Origin of the sequence: Mesorhizobium sp. M0029, from assembly GCF_040323735.1 — a bacterium.
Lineage (GTDB): Bacteria > Pseudomonadota > Alphaproteobacteria > Rhizobiales > Rhizobiaceae > Mesorhizobium.
Map to the genome: position 1 here is coordinate 79,157 of NZ_JAMYVF010000008.1, position 21,892 is coordinate 101,048.

A 21,892-nucleotide genomic window follows, 5' to 3' on the forward strand; every position below is an offset into this window, starting at 1 on the left:
TGACGCCGGTTAAAAGTCATCATACAACAATCCAGTTTTTGTATGTTGACATTATTTCTTTCCAATCCTACCGATATCGCCCCTGGGAGGAACGACGTGGCGGGACTGACCGATCCGGATCTGCTTTTTGCCGCCGAAGGGCGCGCGCTGTCGATCGCGCGCGATCTCCATGCCGGCATCAAGGACCTGCCGATCATCAGCCCGCACGGCCACACCGATCCGCGTTGGTATGCGCTCAACGAGCCATTCCCCGATCCCGCGCAATTGCTGGTGGTGCCCGACCACTACATTTTCCGTATGCTGTTCAGCCAGGGCGTGCGGCTGGAAGATCTCGGCGTCTCGACCCTCGACGGCTCGCCGGTCGAGACCGATCCCAGGGCGATCTGGCGGCGCTTCGCCGAGCACTATTACCTCTTCCGCGGCACGCCGACGCGGTTGTGGCTCGACCATGTGCTCGAGCATCTGTTCGGCATCGAAGAGCCGCTCAACGCCAGCACCGCTAGCCGCCATTACGACACCATCGCGGCGCTTTTGCAGCGCGACGATTATCGCCCACGCGCGCTGTTCGAGCGCTTCAACATCGAGGTCATCGCGACGACCGAGGGCGCACTCGACGATCTCCAATGGCACAAGACGATCCGCGACAGCGGCTGGCAGGGCCGCGTCATCACTGCCTACAGGCCGGATGCTGTCGTCGATCCCGACTTCGAAGGATTTTCGGCCAATCTCGATCGTCTGGGCGAGATCACCGGCTGCGACACCGGCACATGGGCCGGCTATCTCGACGCGCATCGCAATCGCCGCGCTTTCTTCAAAAGCTTCGGCGCAACCTCATCGGACCACGGCCATCCGACGGCCGAGACCGCCAATCTTTCCGATGCGGCGGCGGAAGAGCTGTTCAACCGCATCCGCCGCGGCTCGGACGACGAGCGCGAGCGCAAGCTGTTTCGCGCCCAGATGCTGACCGAGATGGCCAAGATGAGCCGCGACGACGGGCTGGTAATGCAGATCCATCCCGGCTCATGGCGCAACCATTCGCCCGGAATTTTTCAGAGATTCGGCCGCGACAAAGGCTTCGATATTCCGACCCGCACCGACTATGCCGCGGCGCTCAAACCCTTGCTCGACTGCGTCGGGCTGGAGCGCGACCTCTCCATCATTCTGTTCACGCTCGACGAGACCAGCTACGCGCGCGAACTGGCGCCGCTTGCCGGCGTCTATCCGGCGCTGAAGCTCGGGCCTGCCTGGTGGTTCCATGACAGCCCGGAAGGCATGCGCCGGTTCCGCGAGATGACCACCGAGACCGCCGGCTTCTACAACACTGTCGGTTTCAACGACGACACCCGCGCCTTTCCATCCATACCCGCCCGCCACGATGTGGCGCGCCGGGTTGACTGCGCCTTTCTCGCCCGTCTCGTCGCCGAGCACCGGCTGCGTGAGGACGAGGCGCATGAGCTGGCGCGGGAGCTTGCCTACACGCTTGCCAAGAAGGCGTACCGGCTGTGAGCCGGGCGCGTGAATTTTAAAAGGGAGGAAGACAGTCATGTTGCATTTTTCAAAACTGGTGGCAGCCACATTCGCCTTCGGCTCGCTGATGATCGGCGTTGCCGGCGCCCAGACCGTACTGCGCTCGGCCGACACCCATCCGGACGGGTATCCGACTGTCGAGGCGGTCAAATATCTCGGCGAGCTCATCAAGGAGCGCACCGCCGGCCGCTATTCGGTCGAGGTCTATCATTCGGCGCAGCTCGGCGAGGAAAAGGACACGATCGAGCAGACGCAGACCGGTGTCATCGATCTGAACCGCGTCTCGATGGGTCCGTTCAACGGCATCGTGCCGGAAACCGCGGTGCCGTCGCTGCCCTACATGTTCCGTTCGGTCGAGCACATGCGCCATGTCATGGACGGGCCGATCGGCGACGAGATCCTCAAGGCCTTCGAGACGCATGATCTGGTCGGCCTTGCCTTCTACGATTCCGGCGCCCGTTCCTTCTACAACACCAAGAAGGACATCACCTCGATCGCCGATCTGAAAGGCATGAAGTTCCGCGTCATCCAGTCCGACGTGTTCGTCGATATGGTCAACGCGCTTGGCGCAAATGCCACGCCGATGGCGTATGGCGAGGTCTATTCGGCGCTCGAAACCGGTGTCATCGACGGCGCCGAGAACAACTGGCCCAGCTTCGAATCCGCCAAGCACTACGAAGTCGCCAAGCACTATACCGTCGACCAGCACCAGATCGTGCCGGAAGTGCTGGTGATGTCGAAATCGAGCTGGGACAGACTGACGCCGGAAGACCAGGCGATCGTCAAGCAGGCGGCCAAGGATAGCGTCGTCAAGATGCGCGAATTGTGGGACGCGCAGGAGAAGAAGTCGCGAGAGATCGTCGAGAAGGCCGGCGTCAAGGTCAGCGAGATCGACAAGCAGCCGCTGATCGATGCGATGAAGCCGGTCTACGACAAGTATCTGAAGACGCCGGAGCTCAAGGACCTCGCGACGCGCATCCAGGCGACCAAGTGATTTTCTGGCGGGGCGGCATGGCGCCGCCCCGCCAATCGCTTTTAGGGGACGGAAAGACCGGGAGGATCGGATGACTGCGGGAACGGCCAGGAGCGGAGCGCCACCGCGCTTCAGCGCGGTGCTTTCGAAGATTTGCGACGGTGCGCTCTATCTCGCGGGCATCGGGATGGTCGCCATGACCGCGCTTGTTGCCTACCAGGTGTTTTCCCGCTTCGTGCTCAACGCGTCACCGAGCTGGACCGAAGTCACCGCCATCATGCTGATGAACTGGTTCATCTTCCTGGGCGCTGCCGTCGGCGTGCGCGAGAATTACCATATGGGCTTCGACGTGCTGCTCTATATCCTGCCCAAGGGCAGCAAATGGGCGCTGCGCACCCTGTCCGACCTGATCGCGTTTGGCTTCGGCTTCGGCATGGTCTGGTACGGCTGCAAGCTGGTCGGGCTGACCTGGCACACTGTCATCCCGGCGCTCGAACTTCCCGGCGGTTTCGACTATCTGCCGCTGGTTGCCGGCGGCTTTCTGATCTGCCTGTTCTCGGCCGAACGCATCGCGCTGCGCTGGTCCGGCGCCGACATCGACAAGGATATCAATCTCGAGGAAGTGCCGGAAATGCCGGCCGTGCAGGAGGCCTAGATGGAACTCTGGATCCTGTTTGGCGTCTTCACGCTTTTGATGTTTGCCGGCACGCCCATCGCCTTTTGCCTGGGTGCGGCGTCCTTCGCCACCGTGCTTTATCTCGGCCTGCCGCCCCTGGTGGTGTTCCAGCAATTGAAGTCGGGCATGTCGGCGTTCTCGCTGATGGCGATCCCGTTCTTCATCTTTGCCGGCGACCTGATGGTGCGCGGCGGCATCGCGCAACGCATCGTTTCCTTTGCCGGCTCGCTGGTCGGTCATGTCCGCGGTGGGCTCGGTCAGGTCAACATCATCGCCGCGACGTTGTTCGGCGGCATTTCCGGCTCGGCGGTGGCGGAAGCCGCTGCCGTCGGCGGGCTGATGATCCCGCAGATGAAAGCGCGCGGCTACGGCGCCGACTACGCCGTTAACGTGACCTCAATGGCGGCGCTGATCGCGCTGCTTCTGCCGCCGTCGCAGAACATGATCATCTATTCGATCGCCGGCGGCGGCAAGATTTCGATCGCCGACCTGTTCACCGCCGGTATCCTGCCTGGCCTGCTGTTCGCCGCTTCGCTGATGGTCACTGCCTATTTCGTCGCCCGCAGCCGAGGCTACCCGGTCGAGGCCTTTCCCGGCTTCTCGCGTGTCGGCGAGCTGGCGGTCATCGCCATCCCCGGACTTCTGCTTATCGGTATCATCTTCGGCGGCGTTCGCTCGGGCATTTTCACGGCGACGGAAAGCTCCTGCATCGCCATCATCTACGCTTTGCTGGTCACCGTCTTCGTCTACCAGTCGATGGCCTGGGGCGATTTCGTCCATGCCACAAAGGGCGCGGTGCGCACGACCTCGATGGTGCTGCTGATCATCGGCACGGCGGCCTCGTTCAGCTGGCTGATGGCCTATCTCAAAGTGCCGGTGCTGCTGATCGCAGGCATGAACGCCATCTCCACCGATCCGCTGGTGGTGCTGCTTCTGCTCAACGTCTTGATGCTGCTGCTCGGCACCTTCATGGACATGGGGCCGATGATCATCATCTGCACGCCGATCTTCCTGCCGCTGGTCACCCATTACGGCGTCGATCCCGTGCATTTCGGCGTCATCACCATCCTCAATCTCGGCATTGGCCTGAACACACCGCCGGTCGGCACGGTGCAGTTCGTCGCCTGTGCCGTCGGCAAGATTACGGTCTGGGAAGCGATGCGCTCGATCTGGCCGTTCTATGGCGCGGGCATCGTGGTCCTGGGGCTGGTGACCTATATTCCGGCGATTTCGCTCTGGTTGCCGAGCGTGTTCAAATAGGGCGTCTTCAAATAGGCGTCTTCAAACAGGGGTGCGATATGGCATCGGATAGCGCTGTTGATCTCAGGGTCGAGAGAAAACCCAAACTGTCGGAGACCGTCGTTGCGACGATCCGCAGGCAGTTGCAGGCGGGCGAGATCCTGCCCGGCCACAAATTGCCGACCGAGGGCCAGCTGACCGAGACGTTCGGCGTCAGCCGCACCGTCATCCGCGAAGCGCTGGCCAAGCTCGCCGCCGACGGGCTGGTCGAGGCGCGCCAGGGCGCAGGCGTGTTCGTCACCGAGCACATCTCAACGATGTTCGGCGCGCTCGCCGCCGACATGGGCAGCAAGGATTCCATCGCGCTTAATGTGCTCGAAGTGCGCCTGGCCGTCGAAATCGAATCGGCCGGGCTCGCCGCCATCCGCCGCAACGCCGCGCAGGAAGCAGCGATCCAGGAAGCGTTCTTCGAATTCGAACGGCTGCTTCTCAACAGCGAGCCGACTGGTCCGGCCGATCTCGCCTTCCACCGGGCAATCGCCAGCGCCACCAACAATCCGTTCTATGTCGAGATGCTCGATGTGCTTGGACGCCGCGCCATTCCTTGCGACGTGACCTCGCCCTGGTCGACCGAACTGGTGCAATCCGACAGCTATCAGCGCGGACTGCAGCGCGAGCATCTGGTGATCCTCGACGCGATCACGTCAGGCGACGCGGAGGCCGCGCGCGAGGCGATGCGCGCCCATCTCACGGCCAGCCAGCAGCGCTACCGCGAGCGACTGCACGCCCGCCAGGTCTTCTACGCCGACTCGGTCAAGGCGGCGGCATCCGAATAACCATTTCAGCCGGAGCAGTAATGTCTCAAAGTCACCCGCATACCGATTTCACCTCGCGTTTCCCCATCGACCCGGTCGCCGCAGCGTCCATGGGAACCGACGAGCTGCGTCACAACTTCCATATTGACGACCTGTTCCAGCTGGGACGCGTCAGCCTGACCTACGCCCATTATGACCGCATGATCGTCGGCGGCGCCGTGCCGGCGGCAGCGCCGCTGCCGCTGGAAGCGATCAAGCCGACGGGCACCAAGAATTTTCTCGATCGCCGTGAGTTGATCATCGTCAATATCGGCGGCGCCGGCTCAGTGACGGCGAATGGCGAGGCCCACCCGTTGCAGGCGCGCGACATGCTCTATCTCGGCATGGGCATCACCGACGTTTCGTTCGCGTCGGCCGATGCGGGCCAGCCTGCCAAATTCTACCTGCTCAGCGCGCCGGCGCATCACACCTATCCCAACCGGCTGATCCGCATCGGCGATGCCAAGCGTCTCGATCTCGGCAGCAAGGAAAGCTGCAACGAGCGCTCGATCTTCCAGTTCATCCATGCCGATGGGGTCAAGACCTGCCAGCTGGTCGTCGGCATGACGCAGCTGGCGCCGGGCTCGGTGTGGAACACCATCCCTTGCCATGTGCATGACCGGCGCATGGAGGCCTATCTCTATTTCGACCTGCCGGAGACGGCGCGCGTCTTCCATTTCATGGGCGAGCCCGACGAAACGCGGCATCTGGTGATGGCCAACGAGGAGGCGGTGCTGTCGCCAGGCTGGTCTATCCATTCCGGGGTCGGCACCTCGAACTACGCCTTCATCTGGGCGATGGCCGGCGACAATGTCGACTATACCGATGTCGATCCGGTGCCGCTGGGCGAACTGCGTTGAGCGGACCTTCCTCCTTCAGCCTGGCCGGCAAGCGTATCCTGGTCACCGGCGCGAACACTGGCATCGGCCAGGGCATCGCCGTCTCGCTCGCGCGCGCCGGCGGCACCGTCATTGGCGTCGGCCGCTCTGTGATGGACGACACGGAAAGACAAGTCGCGGAAGCCGGTGGCCAGTTCGAGGCGGTGCGATGCGATCTTGCCGACCATGCGGCCGCCAAGGCGATGCTCGATCAGGTCTGGGAAAAGACCGGCCCGATCGACGGGCTGGTCAACAATGCCGGCATCATCCGCCGCGCCGATGCGGTCGATTTCTCCGAGGCCGATTGGGACGACGTCATCGACGTCAATCTGAAGACACTGTTCTTTCTCAGCCAGGGTTTTGCCAGACACGTGCTGGCCGATCCCGGGCGGCGCGGCAAGATCGTCAACATAGCCTCGGTGCTGAGTTTCCAGGGCGGCATCCGCGTCGCGTCCTATACTGCGTCGAAACATGGCGCGCTCGGCGTGACTCGGCTGCTTGCCTGCGAATGGGCGGCCAAAGGCATCAATGTCAATGCCATTGCGCCCGGCTATATCGAAACCAACAACACCGAGGGGTTGCGCGCCGATCCCGACCGCAGTGCTGCCATCCTGGCGCGCATTCCGGCGGGACGTTGGGGCGGGCCGGAAGACATAGGCGATGCCGCTGTCTTCCTGCTGGCGCCGGCGTCCGACTATATGCATGGCGCGGTGGTTCCCGTGGACGGCGGCTGGCTGGCCCGGTGAGGAGATGGTCATGATTGAAGCTAAGATTTTCGCCCAGCCAGACGAGAGCGCCTGGACGCCGACGCCGGACGGCAACAGACGCCGCGTTCTCGTCTCCACCGATGAGCTGATGATGGTCGAGTTCGGCTTCGACAAGGGCGGCGTCGGCGCACTGCATTCGCACCCGCATGTCCAGGCCAGCTATGTCGCCGAAGGTCGCTTCGAGGTGACCATCGACGGCCGCACCGAAACAATCGAGACCGGTGGCAGCTTCATCGTGCCGTCCAATCTGGTGCACGGCGTGAAGGCGCTGGAGGCCGGGCGCCTGGTCGACAGCTTTACCCCGCACCGCGCCGATTTCCTGGCCTGAACCTTTTTCGGCAATTCCAGAAACAGGAAACCCGCGCCTCCTGGGAGGCGCGGGTTGTTGCCTGTGCGCTCGTGGCGCAGCGGTACTCGAAACATCGCCGCAGGGTTGGACGTTGCCGCAACATGGTGAAGATAGGTTTAACGATGCCGACCAGGTCGATCGCCGGTGGGGTGTTGCTGCTGCTTGTTGTGGTCACGCAGGGGCTGCGCTAATCGTTCTGTCCACGCCGCTGCTTCGGGCGGCCGATCGAAACATCAGTGATGCAGATATCGACGACAAGCGTGCCGACGCACGATCCCAAACGGCGCGTCCTCAAGGACGTGTTCGGCTTCGACGTTTTCCGTCCCGGACAGGCCGCGGTGATGGAGGCGCTGCTTGGTGGCCGCCATGTGCTGGCCGTCATGCCGACGGGTGCCGGCAAATCGCTGTGCTATCAGGTCCCGGCGCTGGTCAAGGGCGGGCTGACCATCGTCGTTTCACCGCTGGTGGCGCTGATGCAGGACCAGATTGCCGCACTGCGCCTTGCCGGCGTCGCCGCCGATACGATCAACTCCTCGATCGACCGTGATGCCAATGTCGCGGCATGGCGCCGCGTTGCGTCCGGGCAGACGCGTCTGCTCTATCTCGCTCCGGAACGGCTGATGACCGAGCGCATGCTAAATGCGTTGGCTAAGCTCGACGTCAGCCTGATCGCCATCGACGAGGCGCATTGCATTTCGCAGTGGGGGCCGGCGTTCCGGCGCGAATACGAGGACCTTTCGCAACTGCGCGGCATATTTCCCGACGTGCCGATCATTGCGGTGACGGCGACGGCGGACGAGACGACGCGGGCAGACATCGAGACACGGCTGTTTGGCGGGCGTGTCGAAACGCAGGTGCTTGGCTTCGACCGGCCCAACATCAAACTAGCCATCGAGCCCAAGCAGGACAGCAAGCGGCAGTTGCTCAACTTCATCGAACGCCATCAGGGGCGTAGCGGCATCGTCTATTGCCTGTCGCGCAAGAAGACCGAAGAGATGGCGGCCTTCCTCGAAAAGAACGGCGTCGCCGCGCTCGCCTATCACGCCGGGATGAGCAAGGAGGCGCGCGATGCGAATCAAAACGCCTTCATGACCCTGTCGGGCGTCGTCATGGTGGCGACCATCGCCTTCGGCATGGGGATCGACAAGCCTGATGTCGCGTATGTCTTCCACACCGATCTGCCCGGCAGCCTGGAAGCCTATTACCAGGAGATCGGCCGTGCCGGTCGTGACGGGCGGGCGGCTGAGGCGCATATGCTTTACGGCCTCGGCGATATCCGCATGCGCCGCATGTTCATCGACGACGAGGACGCCGCTGTCGAGCACAAGCGCCGCTCGCATGGCCGGCTCGATACGCTGATCGGCTATTGCGAGACGGCCGAGTGCCGCCGCCAGGTGCTGCTCGGTTATTTCGGTGAAGAGGCGGTCCCTTGCGGCAATTGCGACAATTGCCTGGAACAGGCGCCGCGCACCGACGGCACCGCCGAGGCGCGCCTCATCCTGGCGGCGGTGGCGCAGAGCGGCGAGCGCTTCGGCGCCGGCCATGTCATCGACATCCTCATCGGCCACGAGACTGAAAAGATCGCGGCAAGGGGGCATCACAGGCTGGCAGCCTTCGGCAATGGCGCCGCGCACAAGAAGGATTTTTGGCAATCTATGATTCGCCAGCTGGTCGCGAACGGTTTCCTGATGCCGGACCCGGCCGGCCATGGCGGGTTGGCCATCGCGGACAAGGGCCACGCACTCGGCCGGGGCGAGGTGCCGTTCCAGTATCGGGTCGAGATGCGCACGCGCGCCGCGCGCCGCGCGGCTCGCGCCGGGCAGAGCCCCCAGAGCGAAAATGTAGATGCGTCGCTGCTCGCGGCGCTCAAGACGCTGCGGCTGCGTCTGGCCAAGGAACGCCAGGTGCCGGCCTATGTGGTGTTTTCGGATCGTACACTGATCGACATGGCCGAGCGTCGTCCGCAAGACCTCGACGATTTCGCCGGGGTCAACGGCGTAGGTGCGGCCAAGCTCAAGGAGTTCGGCAAGGCTTTTCTGAGCGCCATTGCCGAACATCAAGCTGGCGGGTGACTACGCGTTGCGGCTCGCCTGCATCCGATCTGGCAAATGGATTTCGGCGATCAATCCGCCGCAGGGTCGGTTTTTCAGCTCCAGCCTGCCTTCGATAGCAAGCGACAATTGATAGGCGATTGCCAGGCCTAATCCGGCTCCTCCGCTGTCCCGGTTTCGCGATTGCTCGAGGCGGAAGAACGGTTGCAGGACCGCTTCGAGTTGGTCGTGCGGAATGCCGGGGCCGCGATCGAGCACACTTATGACGACGTGGTCGCCAAGCCCTTTTGCCGCCGAGACCTCCGCCTCGCCGGCGAACTTCAGCGCATTGTCGACGAGGTTAGTGAGGACGCGCCGCAGCGCTTGCGGGCGCGTCACCACCGCGGCATCGATTTCCGCGCCGGCGGAGACTGCCTTGCCGGTGTCCTGGTAATCATAGACCAGGCTTTCGACGAAGGAGCCGAGGTCGATCCGCGACGGCTTTTCGAGGCTGCCACGGGCGCTGCGGGCATAGGCCACGCCCTCATGCACGAGGTTCTCGATCTCGGCCAGATCGTGCATCAGCTTCTCTTTCCCCGGCGTCTCGTCCGACAATTCGGCGCGCAGCTTCATGCGGGTGATTGGCGTCTGCAGATCATGGGAGATCGCGGCAAGGATCTGCATGCGCTCTTCGAGGTGCTCGGCAATGCGCTCGCGCATCGAATTGAAGGCGGTCGCGGCATGCGCGACTTCCAGAGGTCCGGATTCGCTGAGACGTGGCGTTGGCTTGCCCGGATCGAGCTTGTCGGCGGCGTTGGCCAGATCGACAAGCGGACGGATGACCAGCCGGACGGCGAACCAGCTGCACAGCACAAGCAAAAGCAGCTGCGCCACCAGCACATAGGGCAGCCATCGCGCCAGCGGCATCAGCGAGGGGTGGACGTCGATGGTCAGCGGTGCGCCATCGCTCAGCGTCAAATGCGCCTGAAGACGGTTTCCGTCAGCGGGAATGGCCTCGACCCTCACTAGGAGATGCGGGCCGGCTGCAGCGCTGATGGTCGCGCCTATCAACCGGCCTCTGCCGGTCAGCTCGGGCACCCCGGGCGACCCTGGCCCCAACTCATAGCGATAGGTGTTGCGGTCGAGCAGCGGCAGCCATTGCGCCCGTTCCGCCGCGGGAACGCGGTCGAGGATGGCGATCGCAGCCTTCACATCCCTGTCCAGCGTATCGGTCATGATCGTCTGGGCCGAGGCGAAGCGCTCTGCGATCAGGAGCACAAAGGAAAGACCCTGCGCCACGATCAGGCCGGCGAGCAGGATCAGGAACAGCCGCGAGCGCAATGTGCGCGGCCAGGGCTGGAAGCGCCGGAAACTTGCCATCGGGCTCAGCCCGGCTCGCTGATTTCGACAGGCGTGGACAGCACATAGCCTTCGCTGCGCACCGTCTTGATGTAGGCCGGTTCGCGCGCGTCGTCGCGCAGGCGCTGGCGCAGGCGGCTGACCAGCAGGTCGATGGAGCGGTCGAAGATCTCCGCTTCGCGCCCCTGCGTCAGGTTGAGCAACTGGTCGCGGTTCAGGACACGCTGCGGATGGTCGACGAAGACGCAGAGCAGCCGGTATTCGGCGCCGCTGAGCGCGATCGCGGTGCCATCCTCGTCGAGAAGGTGACGTGCCACCGTGTCGAGACGCCACGCACCGAATTTCAGCAGACGCCCGGTCTCCGTCACCTGGAGATTTGGCGGCAGCATGCGGGTTCGCCGCAGCACGGCGTTGATGCGGGCCAGAAGCTCGCGCGCGGCGAAAGGTTTCACCAGATAGTCATCCGCGCCCAGCTCCAGGCCGATGATCCGGTCTGTTTCGTCGTTGCGGGCGGTCAGCATCAGGATCGGCGTTGCCTTGTGCTTGCCGGCGCGCAATTGCCGGCACAGAACGAGGCCATCATCGCCGGGCATCATCACATCGAGGATGATGAGGTCGACGGAATCCGTCTCGAGGAAGGCGCGCATCTGCCGGCCGTCCGGCACGGCGGTGGCGCGCAGGCCGTTCTTCTTGAGGTAGCCCGAGACCAGCTCGCGGATTTCGCGATCGTCATCGACGATCAGGATGTGATCGACATGATCCATCGTGGATGCTTCCTGTCTTCTTCGCCTGATGTCACCTGTACATTTTCCCTGGGGAAAGTGCATCAAGCGCCGCCGGCAGTGTATCCGCGAGACGCGATAAGCTGCCGGCTGCGATGCCGTTGTTTTTGCCAGTTGGCTAGACCAGCTCGATGGTGACGCCGATATTACCACGCGTGGCCTTGGAGTAGGGGCAAGTCTGATGCGCCCCTTCCACCACAGCGCGGGCAGTCTCCCGATCCACACCGGGAAGGCTGACATTGAGACGAGCCTGGAGCAGATAGCCACCCTCCGATGTCGCGAGGTCGACTTCGGCATCGACGGCGACATCGGACGGCAAGGCGACATTCATCTTGCGTGCCGCCAGGCCCATGGCGCCGATGAAGCAGGCCGACCAGCCGGCGGCAAACAGCTGCTCCGGATTGGTGCCGGCGCCGGTACCGGGCGGTGAAAGCTTGATGTCGAGGTGGCCGTCCGAGCTGCGGGATGCACCGTCGCGGCCGCCCGTGGTGTGGGTCTTGCCGGTGTAGAGAACTTTTTCGATCGTGGTCATGGGGATCATTGAGGGAGGATAGCGTTGCGTCGAAGGCCAGGAGGCCCGCGATATCCGCATAAGAGGCGCACGACGTATCCCGAATGTGTGCTGATCGGCTGGAAATGTATCTCAGTGTGTCCGGGTGCCGGATTGCTACTTCAGCTTTCAATTTCGGCGCATGGGAACACATGCGAGATACACCGGGGCCATCCTTTCCAGCCGGTATCAAATCAGTAGGAGAAACCATGACCGACGAAATCAACCACGACCGCCGCCGCTTCTTCGGTACGGCGGCCCTAACCCTCGCCGCCGCCGGCCTGGCCGGCTCGGCCGGCGCACTGGCCAGTACGGCAAAGGCGGCGACCCTGCCCACGCCGGGGGCGAATACGACCTTCGCCGCGCTGAAGCAGATCAAGGCCGGCGTCCTCGATATCGGCTATGCCGAGGCTGGTCCGGCCGATGGGCCGCCGGTCATTCTCCTGCATGGCTGGCCCTATGATATCTACGCCTTTGTCGAAGTCGCGCCGCTGCTGGCGTCGGCGGGCTACCGGGTGATCGTGCCCTATCTTCGCGGCTATGGCACGACGCGCTTCCTGTCAGCTGAAACGATGCGAAACGGCCAGCAATCGGTGGTCGCCCAGGACATTGTAGCCCTGATGGATGTGCTCGGTATCCCCAAGGCTATCCTTGCCGGTTTCGACTGGGGCGCGCGTTGCGCCTGCATCATTGCGGCGCTGTGGCCGGAGCGTGCAAAGGCGCTGGTCTCGGTGAGCGGCTATCTCGTCAGCAACATCAAGACCGGCAAGGTGCCGCTGCCGCCGAGCGCCGAGCATGACTGGTGGTACCAGTTCTATTTCGCCACCGAGCGCGGCGCGGCCGGCTACGACAAATACCGGCATGATTTCGCCAAGCTGATCTGGCAGACGGCGTCACCGAAATGGAATTTTGACGACACCACTTTCGACCGCAGCGCCGCGGCCTTCGACAATCCTGACCATGTCGCCATCGTCATTCACAATTACCGCTGGCGCGGCGGGCTGGCGGCGGGCGATCCGCAATATAATGAGCTCGAAAACCGGCTTGCCGCTGGCCCCATCATTGGCGTGCCGACAATCACGCTGGAGGGCGACGCCAATGGCGCGCCGCACCTTAACCCAAAGGCCTATCGCAACAAGTTCTCGGGCAAATATGAGCATCGGACGATCGCGGGCGGCATCGGCCACAATCTGCCGCAGGAAGCGCCGCAGGCTTTCGCCCAGGCCGTCATCGACGTCGACAGCTATTGATCCTGTCGCTGGAAACGAAACGGGCGGCCAGTGGCCGTCCGTTTGTGGGAAGACACGAAGCGCCTCCTAGACAGTTCTGGTGAAGGGTTTCACAGAGGCGGCCGTAGATACAGCTAATATGCCCGAATTCAGCGAAGGCAATAGACCGCCATTCGTATTGCGTTCGCTGAGCTTCGGGCGACGTTTACAGCTTGCATGAAACGAACGGGGCGCGCCGAATTTTCGGCGCCCGTCTGGCTATGGGAGCAGGGCATGGACGAGAACCATCTGGCGATGTCGTTCACCGAGTTTCGTTCGCGCTACAGCCTCTAAGGGCAAGGTAATCAAGGCGATCGGATCGCCGCCTCAGGCGGCATCGCGTTCGGCCTGCGCAGTCAGGTCCGGCTCCCGGCGGCTGTACTGCCGCGGCGAACAGCCCATGACGCGCTTGAATGCCGTGCTGAAGGCGCTTTCGGATTCGTAGCCGAGCGCCAGCGCGATGACGGAAACCGGATCGCCGGAATGCATCAGCCGGTCGCCGGCGAGCATCATGCGCCAGCGCGTCAAATAATCCAGAGGTGAGGCCCCGACCGTCTGCTTGAATCTGAGCGCAAAAGTCGATCGCGACATGTTAGCGCGCTCCGCAAGTTGCTGCAGCGTCCAGCCATGTGCAGGGTCCTCGTGCATGGCGCCGATCGTCGCGCCGATCTGCCTGTCGGTCAGTGCGAACAGCCAGCCGACATTGCCTTGCGCGGTCATATGCAGGCGCAAGGCCTCGATCAGGATCATGTGGGCGAGGTGCTCGACGACGAGAAAGCCGCCGGGACGCCGCTGGCGCAATTCCTGCATCATCCGCTCCACCGGCCAGCGAAGCGCCGAATGGTCGCTCTCGCCGCGGATGTGGACGATGGGCGGCAGCATCCGCAAGAGGATGCCGGCATGGTCGCCGGACAGCGTGAAGCGACTGCTGACCAGGAGGAAATCGCCGCCGCCATTATGGACGGTGATGCCGCCGGTCCGCGCCGGTGAAAAGATCGTTCGGGCATCGACCGTCGTCAGGCCGAGATCGCTGGCAAGCCGGAAAGGGCGGCCGCGCGGCAACAGGAAACAGTCGCCCACGTCCAGCCGCACCGCGTCAGGGACGCCCTCGACCGACAGCCAGCATCGGCCGGACACCACGGCGCCGCATTTGATGGCGGCCTGCTGGTCAGGAAACTGGATCGCCCAGTCGCCACCGGTTTCCAGCCCAGCCGACAGGTAATTGCGCGGCTTCAGTAGCGACAGCACGTCTGACAGCGGATCCATGAGCGTTCTCGGACGATTGCGAAGATATCTCAGATTTTACAGTATAGATCGTATGATCTCAAACTTCTATCTCCTTCGCAACGGGCTGCCTGTACGGCCCTCGACAAAAACCAAGGAGAAATCATCATGCGTGTGTTCGTTACCGGGGCTACCGGTTTTGTCGGTTCGGCTGTTGTGCAGGAATTGCTCGGGGCGGGCCATCAGGTGCTTGGCCTCGCGCGGTCGGAAGCAGGTGCGGAGTCGATCGTGGCCGCGGGTGCCGAGGCGCATCGCGGCGATATCGAAGATTTCGACAGCCTGCGCAGCGGCGCTGCCCAATCGGATGGCGTCATCCACACGGCCTTCAACCACGACTTTTCGAGATTCGCCGCCAGTTGCGCAGTTGACCAGCGCGCCATCGAAACGCTCGGCGCGGCGCTCGAGGGTTCCGAGCGGCCGCTGCTTGTCACCTCCGGCCTCGCCGGTTTTGCGCAGGGAAGGCCGGCAACCGAAGACGACAAACCCGCGCCTCCATCGGCCGCCATGCCGCGCGCTTCGGAAGCAACGGCCGTGGCGCTCGCAGCGCGCGGGGTGCGCGCATCGACGGTGCGGCTGGCGCCGACCGTCCATGGCGAGGGCGATCACGGTTTCGTGCCGATGCTGATTGCCATTGCGCGTGAAAAGGGCGTCTCGGCCTATGTCGGCGACGGCGCAAATTGCTGGGCGGCGGTGCACCGGTTCGACGCCGCCACCCTGTACAGGCTGGCGGTGGAGAAGGGGGCGGGCGGCGTCAGCTATCATGCGGTTGCCGAACAGGGCGTGGCGAGCAAAGAGATCGCCGAGATCATCGGCCGCCGGCTCGGCCTGCCGGTCGTTTCCATAGGCCCCGAGGACGCGGCTGCGCATTTCGGCTTTCTCGGGCATTTCATCGGCAGGGACTTGTCGGCGTCAAGTGAGCAGACCCGCACTGCACTGGGATGGCAGCCGACCGGGCCGGGGCTCATCGCCGATCTCGATCGTGCCCGCTATTTCGAGGCCTGATCAGGCCGGCCAGTCGCGTTGCATTGCACGACCGACAGCCTGGCGATCAGCGGCAGTGCCAGCAACACGGCCAGACGCAGCCCGCCGAGCGGGCAGCACTGTCGTGCTGCTGGAACCGCCGCCACATCTGTATGGCGGCAATCAGAACGAACACGGCGTAGGCCGCCCGCAGCCCGGACGACCTGCTCGCCCGTCGCCGGAAAGCCGGCGAAGGTATGGCCTCGTCATGGCAGACCTACCTTGTTACGGGGATGCGCGCGCGATTCCCGCGCCTAGTTAGAAATCGCCCTTCCTCACCTTGCCGTAAACGATATTCCGGTTCGAGCCATAGTAGACTTTCGCGTCGAAAGGACTCCCGCCGAGGGCGGCATTGATGATGTCCCACATATCGTCGGCCGAACGTAGGATGAGCGGCCAATCCATGAAAGTCTCCATGTAACCATCCGTCGTTATCTCGTCGCTGAAATTGGCAAACAGGAATTCGCCACCGGGCTTGACGAGTTCCATGGCTCTTTGAAGCAGGCGGACGCCGATGGCACGCGGCAGGTAATCGTAAAGCCCCGATGCGTAGACGAGATCGAATGTGCCAAGGGCGTAGGCGCGGCGCAGGATGCCGCGTACGGAACCCTGGACTGCCTCGACTGCCGTGCCGGCAAAGTCGTGGTTCACCGTGGCTACGCTGACGGGGTCCTGATCCAGGCCGATCCAACGCTGCAGTTTATGCCTGGCCAACGCGTCGGAGCGTTCGGCTTCCCTGAGGTGGCCGCAGGCAATCGCCAGCACCTCAGCCTTTTCCACACTGCTGGCCGTCTCGTCCACGGTCCTGGCCAGAATATCCCGCCGCTCGCGCCCCGCCACCGAACTGGCAGCTTCACTGGTGTACGCATAGATTTGCCGACCAAGTAAGGTCGACGAGGCCACGATCTCGTCGGCGATCGGATGCTTGTAGTAAATATCCAGCAGGCCTGCATCGCCCGAATACCCGCGCGGTTTTTCGACCGACCACCGCGTGAACGGGTCCTGGAGCAAATATTCCGCGACCCGATGCTGCTGAGCCAAAGGAACGAGTTTCTGCCAAACCGCGGTAGCAACCTGCCGGCGGAGCTTGTGGAGTCGCCCCGCCAAACGATGGACGACGGGGGCGGCCGGTTTGTTTCGCGCAAAGGCTTGATGAGCAAGGTCCAGTATCAGGGCGAGCTGGGCCGTGCTGTCCCTCAACTCGTCGGAGTCAGCCGCCTCTTCGGAGGTCGCAACATGTTTCTTCATCAGCCTAGTGGTGACCAGGCTGTATTGGTCGAGCTGCAGTTTTGGCTTGATAGGCATGCCGTTTACTCTCCGGTTTACCGCCCCGGTCCCCGGCCAGCAGCATAGGTGCGCCGCCAACCAATGCTAACAATTTTAATAAAATTTAAGTAAAATTTTAATCAATGGAACGGCCATCAATCCTGCAAACTGGCTAAATCCGAACCGCCCGTTTACCCTCGGTTAGCGACATCTGACTTTTCTTGCGGACAGGGACGCCTTCATTCCCCGACCGCAGGCGACGTCGGCTGTTGCATTCGCTACTGCAGATCGCGGAGGAGCGTTGCGATGCAACTGAGCGAGGACGTTGCCCAGAAGGTGGCGGCAGCGATTGGACGTCCGCGGTGGCATTCCGCCGATCCGGAACTGCTGGCACTGTTCCTGCAGAAGGATGCCGATGAGAATCGCAGTCTTGTGCGATGGGGTATTGCGGCTGCTGTATTCAGCTATGTGGCCTATGGCCTTTTCGATTGGTTTCTCTTTCCGGATGTCGCCGGCCGGCTTGTTTTGACGCGCGTTACGCTAGGGATCACCTCCCTTGCGCTTGTCGAATTTGTCGCCCGACGGGGCTTTGCCCTTGCCACCTTGCACCTTGTAGCAGCGCTGGCGATTGTATCCGGTGCCCTTGGGTGGCTCGTCTCCGCTGTTGGAACAGAGCATCAGGATGCCCTCTCCCATTTCATGGTTTTTGGCACCGTGTTCATCCTGGGTGCGAATCTGTTCTTCAACTTCCGTTTTTGGCTTTCAGCCCTTGCCTCCGCGACGGTCGCCGCAAGCTTTGTGTACGCCGCGATGTTCTCCCTTCAGGCCGACATCGCCGGTCGGGTCGTGTTGTCGGCCTATTTCGTGAACTGCCTCGTCTTGTCGCTTTATCTTTCCTGGCGGCTGAGTCTGGAGCGGTACCAGACTTTCCTGCACGCGCTTCGGGCACAATTCCAGGAGCAGGCTGCTATCAAGAAGGGGCAAAAGCTAACTGAAATCGCCGACACCGATCCGCTCACGGGAATGAAGAACCGCAGGGCGATCATTCGAGAATTCTCGGAGCTGCGCGAAGACTGGGCCGCGGACGACGACGAGATAGGGCTCATTCTGATCGACGTCGACTACTTCAAAAGGTTTAATGACGGACTTGGTCACCAGGCCGGCGACGATTGCCTGATCAAACTCGCCCATGTCCTTTCCGAGATGGCGGCTGCCAACAACGCCATCGCGGCCCGCTATGGCGGAGAAGAATTCGTCATTCTCTGCAAGGTCACCGGGCGGGCTCACCTTCATGAGATAACGAAGAAATTCTGTCGCGCTGTAGAGGATTTGGATATCTACCACCCTGATCGGGGCGACAAGCTCAACATCGTCACGATCAGTGCCGGGGCGTCGTTGACGCGCGCCGATCAGAGCATAGAGCTTAGAATCCTGCTGCAGGAAGCTGACCGCGCGCTCTACGCGTCCAAGTTTGCCGGTCGGGCTACGTTCACGATTTACGACCCGCACGCCACCAGCCAGGATCGCTCCGGCGAAAATCTTTCAGAACTGCTGAAGGTGGCAGTTTCCAACCAGCTCGTTTCTGTCGCTTACCAGCCAATTCGCGAGCTGGCGTCGGGCCGCGTGCTGGGGCACGAGAGTCTGATGCGTGTATGCGACTTCGACGGCACCATGATCAGTCCGTCCGTATTCATACCCGTTGCCGAGCAGACCGGAGCGATCGTGGAACTGGGTACATGGCTGATCGATCGAGCCTGCGGTGACATGGCGGAATACGGATTGGGCTCGGTCGTGACGGTGAACGTATCCGTTCTTCAGCTCAAGGCTCCCAACTTTTCACTCCGGATCACCGAAATCCTTGGCAGGCACGGCCTTGCGCCCCAGAGACTGGCCATCGAAATCACCGAAGGCAGTGACATCTTTCTGGAGGCGCAAGCGGTCAGAAACGTGGAGCGGCTGCGAAAATTGGGCGTCCAGATCTGGCTGGACGACTTCGGAACGGGATTTGCCGGCCTGACATGGCTGCGCCGTTTCAAATTCGACGTGGTCAAGATCGATCGCAGCTTCCTCCATGATTGCCAGACGTCTCGTGGCTTGAGCCTGTTGCGGGACATGGTCGGACTGCTTCGCAATCTCGGCCATGTCGTGCTCGCCGAGGGCGTTGAAACCGAGGAGCAGTACATATTGCTGCAGCGCCTGGGGGTACATTTGATGCAGGGCTTCCTGACCGGGCATCCGGTCCCGATCGAAGAAATAGACCAGGTCAGGCAAGGCCTCGTTGCCTAGAGAGTTTCACCGTTTCACGGAACGGCGAAACGCTTTGTCTCTTTGATTCAACGCAAACTCGGACGGAAAACCGTTTCACAGGTTTCCTGACATTGCTCTAGCAGCGGCCGATCGAAGATCGGCACGAGCATCGAACCGGAATTTCCCATGGTGGAAAGAAACTTCCGTTCAAGCGAAAATGCCCTTCCCCGATAGATGGGTGACAGTTCCCAACGTTCTGCGGGGAAAGCTCCAATCCGAAGCATTCGTGTCGCACATTCTGACGTACGATATGTTGAAGGTGTTGATTCGTGGGGAGCGTTGTGAACGAAGGACAAGAAAAGAAGGACGAGCTATTTTTAGCGGCTTACAATCAAAACGCGGAACATTTCCGCTCATTGAATACGCTGATGTGGCAAGTTCCGTTGATAGCCATGACTCTCACGGGCGGGCTGTGGTACGGTGTCTCCACGTCTCAATCATCTATGTTCACGCAGGCTTGCTTGCTCGCCCTTGCAGCGGCGGGCAATTTCGGGTTGCTCATTGCACTAAGCCGGATACGATTCATAATGGGCGGCTATCTGAAATGGTTCGAAGCCGCCTATCCCAATGGGTTCGTGAAGGCGGAAGGCGACGGGAAACTCTGCGGTGATGGCCTCTTCTCAGGCCGGACGGTTGTGAAGAGGGTCTTCCAATGGGTGCTAGGTGGCGCTGCTGCAGTCAGTCTACTACAGCTTTTTGTTACAGGAATCCAAGTGTACGCATCCAAGTCGCAAGCCGTTGCCTATTATGACTCCCGCGCCGAGGAATTGGCTGACGCATATGAATCGATGCCCTTTGAGAGGGCACACCCTGAACTTGCCGACGCACTCCGCGCATCGGCCCCCTTGGATATTCTCGATATTGGGGCAGGCAGTGGTCGTGATGCGGCCTGGATGGCTGTGGAGGGTAATACTGTGGTTGCCGTTGAACCATCCAGCGGCATGCTAAAGCTCGCCCAGAGACTTCATGACTCCGAGAAGATTAGTTGGCTTCAGGATCGGTTGCCGACACTCGCCAGAGTGCAGCAACGGAAGTATGATCTGGTTATCTTAAGTGCGGTCTGGATGCATTTGCCGAGCGCCGATCGTGCTGCCGCCATCCGACGCATGTTAGAACTGCTTAAGGATGACGGGCTGCTATACGTCACGCTACGCCTGGGCCCTACCGATCCAAAGCGTGGTATTTACGCCGTCTCATTTGAAGAACTCAAGGACCTCGCTGCCGGTGCCGGGCTGACAACGTCGTCAATCAGCGAGGCGGCGGACTTGTTGTCGAGGCCGGACGTAAGGTGGCAGCGAGTCGTCCTTTTCAAGGACGGGCAACCCCACAAGTTGCTGATTGGGTCGTAGGGAGCTGCCGCCCAAAATCAGCGAACAGAAGTGCGTGCACCAGCAAAGTGAGCCAGTCGAACATGGGTATTGCGGTAAGAGAAGCGGATCAATCGGCTACGGTAGAGGGCCTTTGGCGAGCGACGGTCGATCACGTAAGGGAAGAATACCTTTCTGAAAGCCAGAGATTTCCATGGATCGTTGGCTTCTCCGGCGGGAAAGACAGCACTCTCGTAACTCATGCTATCTTCGAGATGTTGATGGGGATTAGGCCATCCCAGCGCACGCGCCCGATACACATCGTATCCAACGATACGCTCGTCGAGTCGCCTTTGGTTATGTCGCACCTCAACACAGTGACACGCCAGATTGAGGATGCTGCCATAGCGCTCGGTTTTCCTATGACTGTAGCGCGCACTCATCCCGACCCTGACAAGACGTTTTGGGTCCTTCTCATCGGCAAAGGCTATCCAAGCCCAAATATGACGATGCGCTGGTGCACGGATCGGCTAAAAATTCAACCGACTAGCGGCTACATCAAGCGCCAAGTTTCTGCTTCGGGTGCAGCAATTGTTGTCCTTGGCGTTCGTCGCGACGAAAGCCAAAGCAGGCAGAGATCGATAGATCGTCGCCGCAACATGCGCGGCGAAAATCTATCGGAGCATGACCGACTGCCGGGAGCTTTTATTTTCCGGCCCATCCTGGACCTCGCAATCGACGAAGTTTGGGAAATTCTTGGCACTACCCATGCGCCATGGGGCGGTAGCCACGCTTCGTTAATTCAGCTCTATCGAGATTCGGAGGGCGGCGAATGCCCTGTAGTCCTCTCTGCTGACGAAGCGCCCGGCTGCGGAACATCAAACAGCAGATTTGGCTGCTGGACTTGCACTGTTGTGGAGAAGGATAAGAGTCTGCAGGGGTTCGTCGACTCTGGGATGTTTTACTATCAGCCTCTGATAGAGTTCCGCGATTGGTTGAAGTCCATCCGCAACCGAACGGATATGCGGCAAGCCTTTCGTCGAAACGGCCGACTCACCTTTGACGTCAATGGCAGGCATATCCCTGGACCCTTCACCATTGCCGCTCGAAAGGAGATATTTGACAGGCTAATGCAGATTCAAGAGAACTTCGACGGGGAGCTGATCTCTGAATCTGAGATACGTCAGATTCGTCAGATTTGGGCTGATGAGCTGCAAAACAGTGGGAGTTTGGCCAGTGTCTGATGAAAATATGGCGGAAAATTCTTTGAGCGACCTCCCGCTATGGGCAGATGAGGATGCACTCGCGATACTTGAACGGATATGCAATCAATACAAGATCCCCATCGACGTCTTGACCGAGCTAGTTACCCTACAACGAGAGCGCCAGCATCAAGAGCGAGCATCAGGAATTTATCCACGAATTGAAGAAATACTTGGGCGCATGGACTGAATCA

The 21,892-nt window shown here is 61.5% G+C and carries 20 protein-coding genes; 15 read left to right on the top strand and 5 right to left on the bottom strand.

Going from position 1 to position 21,892, the window contains the following annotated elements; genetic code table 11:
- Nucleotides 1-96 precede the first annotated feature (96 nt).
- The 9 genes from uxaC to recQ all read left to right on the top strand — a co-directional run bounded on the left by uxaC (nt 97) and on the right by recQ (nt 9,335).
- The gene (uxaC, locus tag NKJ76_RS15495) at nt 97-1,506 is read left to right on the top strand and encodes a glucuronate isomerase (protein WP_352537808.1); all 1,410 of its coding nucleotides are present in this window, start codon (nt 97-99) and stop codon (nt 1,504-1,506) included.
- A 37-nt stretch (nt 1,507-1,543) separates the two neighbouring features.
- Complete coding sequence (locus NKJ76_RS15500; protein ID WP_023668677.1) at nt 1,544-2,521, top strand: TRAP transporter substrate-binding protein; 978 nt, start codon at nt 1,544-1,546, stop codon at nt 2,519-2,521.
- Nucleotides 2,522-2,591: 70 nt separating this feature from the next.
- Complete coding sequence (locus tag NKJ76_RS15505; protein WP_023668678.1) at nt 2,592-3,155, top strand: TRAP transporter small permease; 564 nt, start codon at nt 2,592-2,594, stop codon at nt 3,153-3,155.
- Nucleotides 3,156-4,436, top strand: a complete 1,281-nt coding sequence (locus tag NKJ76_RS15510; protein ID WP_352537809.1) for a TRAP transporter large permease — start codon at nt 3,156-3,158, stop codon at nt 4,434-4,436.
- Nucleotides 4,437-4,474: 38 nt separating this feature from the next.
- Entirely contained in the window at nt 4,475-5,251 is a 777-nt protein-coding gene (locus NKJ76_RS15515; protein ID WP_352537810.1) for a FadR/GntR family transcriptional regulator, read from the top strand.
- Between the two features lie 20 nt (nt 5,252-5,271).
- Nucleotides 5,272-6,129: a 5-dehydro-4-deoxy-D-glucuronate isomerase gene (gene kduI / locus NKJ76_RS15520; protein WP_352537811.1), complete on the top strand. Its 858-nt coding sequence runs from the start codon at nt 5,272-5,274 to the stop codon at nt 6,127-6,129.
- Nucleotides 6,126-6,893 (top strand): 2-dehydro-3-deoxy-D-gluconate 5-dehydrogenase KduD, encoded by a 768-nt coding sequence (kduD, locus tag NKJ76_RS15525; RefSeq protein WP_352537812.1) that lies wholly within the window; start codon nt 6,126-6,128, stop codon nt 6,891-6,893. The genes kduI and kduD overlap by 4 nt, the downstream gene beginning before the upstream one ends.
- A 10-nt stretch (nt 6,894-6,903) precedes the next feature.
- On the top strand, nt 6,904-7,242 hold the full coding sequence (locus NKJ76_RS15530) for a cupin domain-containing protein (protein ID WP_352537813.1): 339 nt from the start codon (nt 6,904-6,906) through the stop codon (nt 7,240-7,242).
- A 260-nt stretch (nt 7,243-7,502) separates the two neighbouring features.
- Nucleotides 7,503-9,335, top strand: a complete 1,833-nt coding sequence (gene recQ / locus NKJ76_RS15535) for a DNA helicase RecQ (RefSeq protein ID WP_352537882.1) — start codon at nt 7,503-7,505, stop codon at nt 9,333-9,335.
- On the opposite strand, the gene NKJ76_RS15540 is transcribed toward recQ, so the two are convergent.
- From NKJ76_RS15540 to NKJ76_RS15550, 3 genes are all read right to left on the bottom strand, one after another.
- Complete coding sequence (locus NKJ76_RS15540; RefSeq protein WP_352537814.1) at nt 9,336-10,673, bottom strand: ATP-binding protein; 1,338 nt, start codon at nt 10,671-10,673, stop codon at nt 9,336-9,338.
- Between the two features lie 5 nt (nt 10,674-10,678).
- Nucleotides 10,679-11,416, bottom strand: a complete 738-nt coding sequence (locus NKJ76_RS15545; RefSeq protein WP_352537815.1) for a response regulator — start codon at nt 11,414-11,416, stop codon at nt 10,679-10,681.
- Between the two features lie 136 nt (nt 11,417-11,552).
- Nucleotides 11,553-11,966, bottom strand: a complete 414-nt coding sequence (locus NKJ76_RS15550; protein WP_023715919.1) for an organic hydroperoxide resistance protein — start codon at nt 11,964-11,966, stop codon at nt 11,553-11,555.
- A 227-nt stretch (nt 11,967-12,193) separates the two neighbouring features.
- Between NKJ76_RS15550 and NKJ76_RS15555 the strand changes: the two genes are divergently transcribed.
- Nucleotides 12,194-13,234 (top strand): alpha/beta fold hydrolase, encoded by a 1,041-nt coding sequence (locus tag NKJ76_RS15555; RefSeq protein ID WP_352537816.1) that lies wholly within the window; start codon nt 12,194-12,196, stop codon nt 13,232-13,234.
- A gap of 345 nt (nt 13,235-13,579) precedes the next feature.
- Here the strand turns inward: NKJ76_RS15555 and NKJ76_RS15560 are convergent, their stop codons facing one another.
- A complete protein-coding gene (locus NKJ76_RS15560) occupies nt 13,580-14,518 on the bottom strand; it encodes an AraC family transcriptional regulator (protein ID WP_352537817.1) in 939 nt (312 codons plus the stop codon).
- Between the two features lie 126 nt (nt 14,519-14,644).
- Between NKJ76_RS15560 and NKJ76_RS15565 the strand changes: the two genes are divergently transcribed.
- Entirely contained in the window at nt 14,645-15,538 is an 894-nt protein-coding gene (locus tag NKJ76_RS15565) for an SDR family oxidoreductase (RefSeq protein WP_352537818.1), read from the top strand.
- Between the two features lie 276 nt (nt 15,539-15,814).
- Here the strand turns inward: NKJ76_RS15565 and NKJ76_RS15570 are convergent, their stop codons facing one another.
- Nucleotides 15,815-16,861 (bottom strand): class I SAM-dependent methyltransferase, encoded by a 1,047-nt coding sequence (locus NKJ76_RS15570; protein ID WP_352537819.1) that lies wholly within the window; start codon nt 16,859-16,861, stop codon nt 15,815-15,817.
- A gap of 267 nt (nt 16,862-17,128) precedes the next feature.
- Between NKJ76_RS15570 and NKJ76_RS15575 the strand changes: the two genes are divergently transcribed.
- From NKJ76_RS15575 to NKJ76_RS15590, 4 genes are all read left to right on the top strand, one after another.
- On the top strand, nt 17,129-19,108 hold the full coding sequence (locus NKJ76_RS15575) for a putative bifunctional diguanylate cyclase/phosphodiesterase (RefSeq protein WP_352537820.1): 1,980 nt from the start codon (nt 17,129-17,131) through the stop codon (nt 19,106-19,108).
- A gap of 302 nt (nt 19,109-19,410) precedes the next feature.
- The gene (locus tag NKJ76_RS15580; RefSeq protein WP_352537821.1) at nt 19,411-20,478 is read left to right on the top strand and encodes a class I SAM-dependent methyltransferase; all 1,068 of its coding nucleotides are present in this window, start codon (nt 19,411-19,413) and stop codon (nt 20,476-20,478) included.
- Between the two features lie 62 nt (nt 20,479-20,540).
- Complete coding sequence (gene dndC / locus NKJ76_RS15585; protein ID WP_352537822.1) at nt 20,541-21,680, top strand: DNA phosphorothioation system sulfurtransferase DndC; 1,140 nt, start codon at nt 20,541-20,543, stop codon at nt 21,678-21,680.
- Nucleotides 21,673-21,888 (top strand): DNA modification system-associated small protein, encoded by a 216-nt coding sequence (locus NKJ76_RS15590; protein WP_352537823.1) that lies wholly within the window; start codon nt 21,673-21,675, stop codon nt 21,886-21,888. The genes dndC and NKJ76_RS15590 overlap by 8 nt, the downstream gene beginning before the upstream one ends.
- Nucleotides 21,889-21,892 lie beyond the last annotated feature (4 nt).